This window comes from Bifidobacterium sp. (assembly GCF_050874245.1).
Taxonomy (GTDB): Bacteria; Actinomycetota; Actinomycetes; order Actinomycetales; family Bifidobacteriaceae; genus Bifidobacterium.
Map to the genome: position 1 here is coordinate 1 of NZ_JBNMKH010000077.1, position 8,329 is coordinate 8,329.

The window sequence follows — 8,329 nt, forward strand, 5'->3', positions numbered from 1 at the left end:
ATCTTCTTCTCCATCACCCTGCCGGAAATCAAGCTGCCGTTGTTCTACACCACCATCATGACCACCACGGGCGCCTTCAACGTGTGGGGCCAGCCGGTCATGCTGACCAACGGCGGACCGAACTACCAGACCCAGGTGCTGCTGATGGATATCAGAAACCTCGCGTTCCCCGCCGGCCCTGCGGCCGCCGGCATGGCTTCCGCAATGGCATTGCTGCTGGGCATCATCCTGATGGCCATCGCCGCAATCCAGCTGATCTTCATGAATAAGGAGGACTGAAGATGTCCGCTGCAACCACCGTCAATGTCGCAAGCGCGGCAATCCCCGAAAACAAAACCAAAAAGATCTCCCCATCGCTGATCGCCGTCTACGTGTTGCTCGTCGTGCTGGCAGTCGTCTGGCTGCTCCCCGTGATCTACACCGTGACGACCTCGTTCAAGTCGGTGGCCGAATTCACCTCCAATGCGTTCAACTTCCTCCCCGCGAAGTGGGTGCTTGACAACTACGTGACGCTGATCGAGGCGTCCGCCAGCTACCCGGTCCTGAACTGGCTGGGCAACTCGCTGATCATCTCGACCGTGTTCGCGGTGCTGTCCGTGTGCATCGTCGCGCTTGCCGGCTTCGGCTACTCCCGCCTGAACTTCAAGTACCGCGATACGCTGTTCTTCGTCCTGCTGCTCATCTCGATGTTCCCCGCCGTGGTCAACATGATCCCGCAGTACCGCATCATCGCATCCCTCGGCTGGGTCAACACCTACTGGGCCTGCATCATCCCCGGTCTGGGCAACGTGGCGAACATCTTCCTGGTGCGCAACTTCATGAAGGGCATCCCGAAGGAGCTGGACGAGGCAGCCGAAATCGACGGCGCCACCGACTTCCAGATCTTCACCCGCATCATGCTGCCGGCCATCCGCCCGATCCTGATCGTCATCTTCCTGTTCAGCTTCACCGGCGCCTGGAACGACTTCCTGTGGCCGACCTTGGTGTTCAACGACATCAACAAGATGCCGGTCACCGCTGGTCTGCAGCTGCTGAGCAACCAGATGGGTCAGTACAACCAGATGGGCTCCCTGATGGCGGCCACCTGCATGGCCATCATCCCGACCCTGCTGCTGTTCCTGTTCGCGCAGAAGTACTTCCTGCAGTCCCTGAACATCACCTCCGGCCTCAAGGGCTGATATTGACCGAGTAGGATAATCCGAAGGTCCGTCCCGCACGGACGGGCCTTCGGACATTCTTCCCGAACAGCGCATTGCGCATCGGACGAGGCAACCCCACGGAAAGGACCGATATGAATCCGCAAGGCAACACCATGCAGCCGCCGGCACCATTGGCTCGCAAGGCGGAACGAGTGCTGATGACCATCGCCGCCGCCTACAACGTGATCATGGCGTCCATCACACTGTTCATGTTCACCAGCTGGTTCAAAGGCCAGGCCTACGATCTCTTGGAACGCAACGGCCTGCTGAAAACGGACTATTCCGCGGTGGACAACGCCTCGACGGTGGCGAGTATCTACGCGCTGTTGGTGCTGATCATCGGCATCGTCAGCTTCATCATGTCCATGCGGTGCCTCACTCCCGGCACCACCAGCCGGTGGGTGATCATCTGGCTGGCAATCGTGATGGTCTTCTCTCTGGGCACGATGGACATCATCGGGCTCGCGCTGTACTCCATCACATTGGTTATTTACTTGGCCCGCAACAAGGCCATTGCGGCTCAGCAGGACGCTATCCGCAAATGGGCTCGTTCGCATCAGGGCTGATCCTCCTTCTTCCTTCCTGAATAAAGCTGTCGCTCTCGTGGCGGCGGCTTTTTTCATATCCTGGCATCCCGTCATGCGTCGTTGCATGTGTGGCGCGCCAATCGTAACCCAATTCAGCAATCCAATCCATTAATCCACATTCACAAGGTGAGACCATGACCGACACAACCGACGATTACGGCTATCTGCTCGTCCACTTCATCGAGGATCCGGACGGCTATGCCGAGAAGATCTACATGGATATATCCGACGGCGACAATCCGCACCGTTGGGTGCCGCTCAACGATGGAAAGCCCGTGCTGACCTCGCACCTCGGCACCACGGGCGTGCGTGACCCGCACATCATCCGCAATCCCGAGACCGGCAAGTGGTACATCATCGCCACCGATCTGCGCGTGTTCGGAGGCGACGATGGCGGCTGGTACGAATGGAGCCATCACGCCAGCACGAACCTCATCATCTGGGAATCCGGCGATCTGATTCACTGGAGCGAGCCACGCATGCTTGACGTGTCCCGCAAACCGGACGGCTCCCATCTGGAACTCGGCATGGCCTGGGCCTGCGAATGCCTGTGGGTGCCGGATTACTATCCGCAAGGCCACAGCGGCGGCCGTGGCGCGTTCGTCATGTACTGGTCCAGCACTGTGTTCGACGGCGATGACAAGACGCACGACGACAAGAACGTCTACTGCACCGTGCTATGGGGCGCCACCACCGATTTCACGCAGGACACGTTCGAATACGGCGGCGTGTTCATCGACAACCACGGCGACGCCATCGACACCACCATGATCCAACGTCCGCTGCCGGACGGCGGCACGCGCACGTACCGCATCACCAAAGACAACGCGCACGGCACCGGCATCTGGATGGACCGCACCGACGCGAAGCGCTGGTGGGAGCCGGGAACGGTCTGGACGAAGGTTCAGGACCGCATCGGCGCTGGCTACGTGCCGGACGGTAATCCCGGCGGTGTGGAAGGGCCTGCGGTGTTCGCCAACCATCACAACAACGGCGGCACGGACGACGAATGGTATCTGTTCGTGGACGTGATTCCGTCGATTGGCTACCAGCCGATGGTCAGCCGCGACCTCGACAAGGGGTGGACGCCGTTGCGGGCGGATGATTACTTCCTTACCGAACATACGAAGCATGGCGGCGTCGCTTCGCTGACGCGCGCCGAATACGACCGTCTCGCCCGGCACGTGCATTCGTTCTGATTGGTGCCGACGGGCCGCGCTTGACGGTTCTGCTGGTTCTGTGGTTTCGCTGATTTTGCTGGTTCCGTGCGGGGCGTGTGCGCGTCCGACAAAACACGTCAGAATACGGTGCAACAGGGCAAAATAATGGGGCTTCCCGAATGTGGGAAGCCCCATTATTTATGTCGGCGAACGTCCGTTGCTTCAATCCGACGGCTATGGCTATTGCTGTTGCTGCGATCCGCTGTCGCCGCCGCTTTGATCGGAGTTGCTGCCACTGTCGCTGCTGCCGCCGGTGCCTTCGTTGCCGCTCTGCCCGCTTTCGGGCGTGGTGTTCGGCGTGGGCGTCGGTTGTGTTGGCTGGGTGTTCTCCGTGGTGTTCGGGGTTTCGGTGGTGGTGCTCTGGCTATTCGTGGATTGGCGCCACTGATTGTTGGTATAGCGCTTCTGCGTATAGCTGCTTCCGCCGCCGGTGCCCCAAGTGCCGTCGGGTCCGCCGATCTTGCCGTTGTCGGTCGGCTCGGTGAAGTTCTCGACAGGCTGCCCCTGAAGGGCCTGGCTCATGAACTCCTCGAACAGGTGGGACGGATATCCGGTGGAGGAGACGCCGTATCCGGCGAATTCCGGCACGACTTGGGCGCTGCCGTCTTCGGCCGGATTCCAGATGGCCCACACATTGAGCAGCTGCGGTGTGTACCCCACGAAGGAGGCCGCAAGCTCATCGTTCGCCGTACCGGATTTGCCGGCGACCTCGCGTCCCAGACGTTTGGTGATGCCCGCCGCGGTACCGTAGGTGGTGGTGCCTTGCATGGCCTTCTGCACGAGATGGCAGTCATTGGCCTCGAAGACCTGATCGTTCTCCTGAGTGGTCTTGTACAGCTCCTTGGAGCCGTCCGCGGTGGAGACGTTGTCGACGATGTGGAGCGTATTCTTCACGCCATTGTTTGCGATGGTGGCATGGCCTTGGGCCAAATCCCACACGGTGATGGCGTTGATGCCCAGGATGTTGTACGTGGTGGTCTCGTCGATGTCTTCCTTGATGCCGGCCTGATGCGCGATCTGGGCCAGCTTGGCCGCGCCGAGGTGCTTGTTGACATCCATAAACACGGTGTTCACCGAGTTGGCCGTGGCCTGGTAGAGATTGATATATCCCCAGTTGTTGTTCAACGCGTTCGGCACGCTTGCGGTGACTCCCGGCTTGGTTTCGAAGACCTGTCCGGAATTGCCGTTGAATATGGTGTTGAAGTTCACGCCTTGCTGCGCCGCACCGAGCAGGCCGAACGGCTTCATGGTGGAGCCCGGTTCGAACGTGGCCTGGGTGGCGTTGTTGAGCTGCTTGGTCAGATAATCCTGGCCGCAATATATGGCTCTGACCGAACCTGTCTTCTGCTCCACCGCGATGCCGCCTATTTCGATGCTTTCCGGCATGCCGTCCGGACGGGTGTCGCCCACCTGCTGGATCTCGTCCTGCATGGTCTTGTCCAGCGTGGTGACGATCTTATAGCCGCCGGTCTCAAGGTCCTCGGCGGTGAACGCTTTGGAATTCACCAGCTCGTTCTTGACGGTGGTGAGCAGGTAGCCGTTCGGCCCCGACATCTGGTTGTTCTGCTGCATCTCGATGACCTGCGGGAACGCAGCTTCCTTCTTCTGGTCCGGTGTGATGTAGCCGTCCTCATCCATGATGCGGATCACACGCTTGAATCGTCTCTCGGCCTGCGTGGGGTTCGCGTCCGGATTCCATACGCTCGGTCCCGGAATGATGCCGGCGAGCATGGCTGCCTCGGAAAGCGTCAGGTCCTTCGCATCCTTGCCGTAGTACGCCTTGGCCGCCGCCTGAATGCCGTATGCATTGCGGCCCAGGTAGATGGTGTTCATGTAGTTGCACAGCACCTGGCTCTTGTCCTGCGCCTGCGCGATTTTGATGGCCAGGAACGCTTCCCTCAGCTTGCCTGCGTACGACGTGGTCTCGCCCAGATAATACCGTTCCGCGTACTGCTGGGTGATGGTGGAGCCGCCCTGCCTGCTGCCGGTGGTCAGATTGTTGTACAACGCGCGTGCGATGCCGATGGGGTCGATACCTTTGTTGGTATAGAAGGAACGGTCCTCCGAAGCCACGATCGCATTGCCGACGTAGTCGGGCAGATCGGCGCAACTGATGATTTCGCGGTTCTGCTCCGCGTAGCTGCCGATCGGCGTGGTGCCGTCGTTGTAATACACGGTCGTCTTCTCGGCCAGGGCGAATTTCTCAGGCTGCGGAATTTCCGTGGTGATGTACATGTACGCGAACAAGCCGATGCCCGCCGCGATGAGCGCTGCGAAGATGCCGAGTATCCATTTGAGTACGAGATGCTTGTGCTTCCTGCGTTTCTTGGGTGCGCGGTGCGAAGTGTGTTTCGGAGCGTGGGGCTGCTCGCTGAGCACTTCGCCATGCACGCCGTAGGCGGTGCCTACTCTCGGCGTCGTGGACGTGGCATTGCTTCTGCGCGCGCTTCTTGAGCGTGAGCTCACACTTCGTTTTCGTGAAACCATGTCTTCCACCGTAGCCGAACGACCTGAAAAACAGGGGTGCGGATGATCGGCTTCGTCAATGAAAACGAGTTTTTCCGCAGCTTTTTTACAAATCGACAGATTCTTGGGAACTGCCGCAATGCCGGTCCTTTTCAGAGATTTTCCAGATTCAAAAATGGTCTGCGGGTATGCTTGGAACCTGATAAACCTGCGAAACGCGTAATAAGAGGAGTCGTTTTCAGATGAGCATTCGAGTGGCTATCGCCGGCGTGGGCAATTGCGCCTCGTCGCTGGTGCAGGGCGTTGAGTATTACAAGGACACCAAGGACGAGGACAAGATCCCCGGCCTGATGCACAACAATTTCGGCGGATACCGCGTGCGTGACATCGAGTTCGTCACCGCGTTCGACGTCGACGCGCTGAAGGTGGGCAAGGATCTGTCCGAGGCGATTGGCGCCTCGCAGAACAACACCATCAAGTTCGCGGACGTGCCGAATCTGGGCGTCGAGGTGCTGCGCGGCCCGACCAACGATGGTCTGGGCGAGTACTACCGTCAGATGATCGAGGAGTCGGACGCGGAGCCGGTGGATGTGGCGCAGGTGCTGCGCGACAAGAAGGTGGACGTGCTGGTCTCCTACCTGCCGGTCGGTTCCGAAAAGGCCGATAAGGCCTATGCCCAGGCCGCCATGGACGCGGGCTGCGCGTTCGTGAACTGCCTGCCGGTGTTCATCGCCTCCGACCCCGAATGGGCGCAGAAGTTCCGCGACGCCGGCGTGCCGATCGTCGGCGACGACATCAAGTCGCAGGTCGGCGCCACCATCACGCACCGCGTGCTGGCCCGCCTGTTCGAGGACCGCGGCGTTCGTCTGGACCGTACGTACCAGCTCAACGTCGGCGGCAACATGGACTTCATGAACATGTTGCAGCGCTCCCGTCTGGAATCCAAGAAGATCTCCAAGACCCGCGCCGTCACCTCCGTGGTGCCGCACGACATGGATCCGCACAACGTGCATATCGGACCTTCCGATTACGTGGCCTGGCTTGACGACCGCAAGTTCGCCTTCGTTCGTCTGGAAGGCACCACGTTCGGCGATGTGCCGCTGAATCTGGAATACAAGCTTGAGGTGTGGGATTCGCCGAATTCCGCCGGTATCGTAATCGACGCCGTGCGTGCGGCCAAGATCGCGCTCGACCGTCATCTGGCCGGCCCGGTGCTGGCTCCCAGCTCCTACTTCATGAAGTCCCCGGCCGTGCAGCATGAGGACGGCGAGGCCCGTCGTCTGGTGGAGGAGTTCATCAAGGGCGATGTGGAAGGCACCGAGGAGCAGCTTGATGCCGATGTGGCGGCCGCGAAGGCCGCCGGCAAGGACGTGTGGCGCGCCTGATTGCCTGGTTCCCTGAACTGGACATGAGAAATCCCCAATCCGCCGAGAGCGGGTTGGGGATTTCTGTATGTCGTGATGTGGTCGATTTATTTTGGGGCATGAAGAATTTGTGGGTGACCGCCTTCGGTTGGTAGGGGCATATATTGTCGCATGATTCCGATTTTTGCGGCAAATTTTGAATCGTGCTACATCTGATACCTCGCAAATGCCCCCGTACTACGCATTTCCGTGCTATTGATACCCCCGAATCGCTATTGGAGGTTGAAAAAAGTAGCACGATTCCATTTTTCGCCGGAAAAACAGAATCGCGCCACATCCAAGCGTTGCGATGCTTGGATGTGGCACGATTGAAAGAGCGATTCGGACCTTACTTCTTGAGAAGCGGTTCGACCTGCTCCTCATACGCGGTCAAAGCCGTGTCGATCACCTGGTGCATGTCGTAGTACTTGTACGTGCCCAGACGGCCGCCGAACACGGTGTTCGGCTCGGCCTTCGCCAGCGCCTCGTACCTCGCGTACAGTTCCCTGTCGGCCTCCGTGTTGATCGGATAGTACGGCTCGTCCCCGCGCTCGGCGAAACGGCTGTACTCCTCCCACACCACCGTCCTGTCCGGGTTCTGCCTGTCGCGGCGCTCCGGGTTGAAGTTCTTGAACTCGATGGCGCGCGTGTACGGCACGTCCGCGTCGGAGAAGTTCATCACCGGGCATCCGAAGTGGTCGCCCTCGTCGTAGCGCACCTCCCTGAAGTCCACGGTCCTCCACTTCAGCTCGCCGAGCGAGTAGTCGAAGTAGCGGTCCACCGGACCCGTGTACACCACCGGCACGCCCGCCGCGGCCAACGCCTTCCTGTTGTACGGCTGGGACTCGTCGAAGAAGTCGGTCCTGAGGGTCACGTGGATGCGCGGATCGTCGATCATGCGCTCCATCCATGCCGTGTAGCCGTCCGTGGGCAGGCCCTCCCACGTGTCGCGGAAGTACCGGTTGTCGTAGTTGAAGCGCACCGGCAGGCGCCTGATGATGCCCGCGGGCAGGTCCTTCGGATCGGTCTGCCACTGCTTGCCCGTGTAGTTCTTGATGAACGCCTCGTACAGGGGACGGCCGATCAGGCTGATGCCCTTGTCGTTCAGGTTCTGCGGGTCGGTGCCCGCCAACTCGCCCGCCTGCCGTTCGACCAGGGCCCTCGCCTCGGCCGGCGTGTAGCTCGCGTGGAAGAACTGGTTGATGGTCCCCAGGTTGATCGGCAGGGGATACACCTCGCCGTCATGCGTCGCGTACACGCGGTGCACGTAGCTGGTGAACGAGGTGAAACGGTTCACGTAGTCCCAGACGCGTTTGTTGCTCGTGTGGAACAGGTGCGCGCCGTACTTGTGGATCTCAGCGCCGGTCTCCTCGTCCATGTAGCTGTACGCGTTGCCGCCGATATGGTCGCGCACGTCGATGATCTCGACCCTCGCGCCCGTATGCTCCACGGCC

Annotated in this window: 6 protein-coding genes and 1 pseudogene; 5 read left to right on the top strand and 2 right to left on the bottom strand. The window is 60.2% G+C overall.

The genetic code is table 11. From position 1 onward, the window contains the following. The 4 genes and pseudogenes from ACR0P8_RS07800 to ACR0P8_RS07815 form a co-directional block, all read left to right on the top strand. Positions 1-279, top strand: a pseudogene (locus ACR0P8_RS07800) (sugar ABC transporter permease); the annotation flags it as partial. A gap of 2 nt (positions 280-281) precedes the next feature. Beyond that, positions 282-1,178, top strand: coding sequence for a carbohydrate ABC transporter permease (locus ACR0P8_RS07805; protein ID WP_432624545.1), 897 nt, complete (start codon positions 282-284; stop codon positions 1,176-1,178). A gap of 113 nt (positions 1,179-1,291) precedes the next feature. Further along, positions 1,292-1,765, top strand: a complete 474-nt coding sequence (locus ACR0P8_RS07810; protein WP_432624546.1) for a hypothetical protein — start codon at positions 1,292-1,294, stop codon at positions 1,763-1,765. 155 nt (positions 1,766-1,920) lie between these two features. Beyond that, positions 1,921-2,985 carry a glycoside hydrolase family 43 protein gene (locus tag ACR0P8_RS07815; RefSeq protein ID WP_432624547.1) on the top strand — a complete coding sequence of 355 codons (1,065 nt, stop codon included), beginning with the start codon at positions 1,921-1,923 and terminating at the stop codon, positions 2,983-2,985. A gap of 201 nt (positions 2,986-3,186) precedes the next feature. On the opposite strand, the gene ACR0P8_RS07820 is transcribed toward ACR0P8_RS07815, so the two are convergent. Then, positions 3,187-5,493, bottom strand: a complete 2,307-nt coding sequence (locus tag ACR0P8_RS07820; RefSeq protein WP_432624548.1) for a transglycosylase domain-containing protein — start codon at positions 5,491-5,493, stop codon at positions 3,187-3,189. Positions 5,494-5,714: 221 nt separating this feature from the next. Here ACR0P8_RS07820 and ACR0P8_RS07825 point away from each other — a divergent pair, with 221 nt between their 5' ends. After that, complete coding sequence (locus tag ACR0P8_RS07825; RefSeq protein WP_309465572.1) at positions 5,715-6,857, top strand: inositol-3-phosphate synthase; 1,143 nt, start codon at positions 5,715-5,717, stop codon at positions 6,855-6,857. 367 nt (positions 6,858-7,224) lie between these two features. On the opposite strand, the gene glf is transcribed toward ACR0P8_RS07825, so the two are convergent. Then, on the bottom strand, positions 7,225-8,329 hold a 1,105-nt coding region (glf, locus tag ACR0P8_RS07830; RefSeq protein ID WP_432624549.1), incomplete at its 5' end, for a UDP-galactopyranose mutase.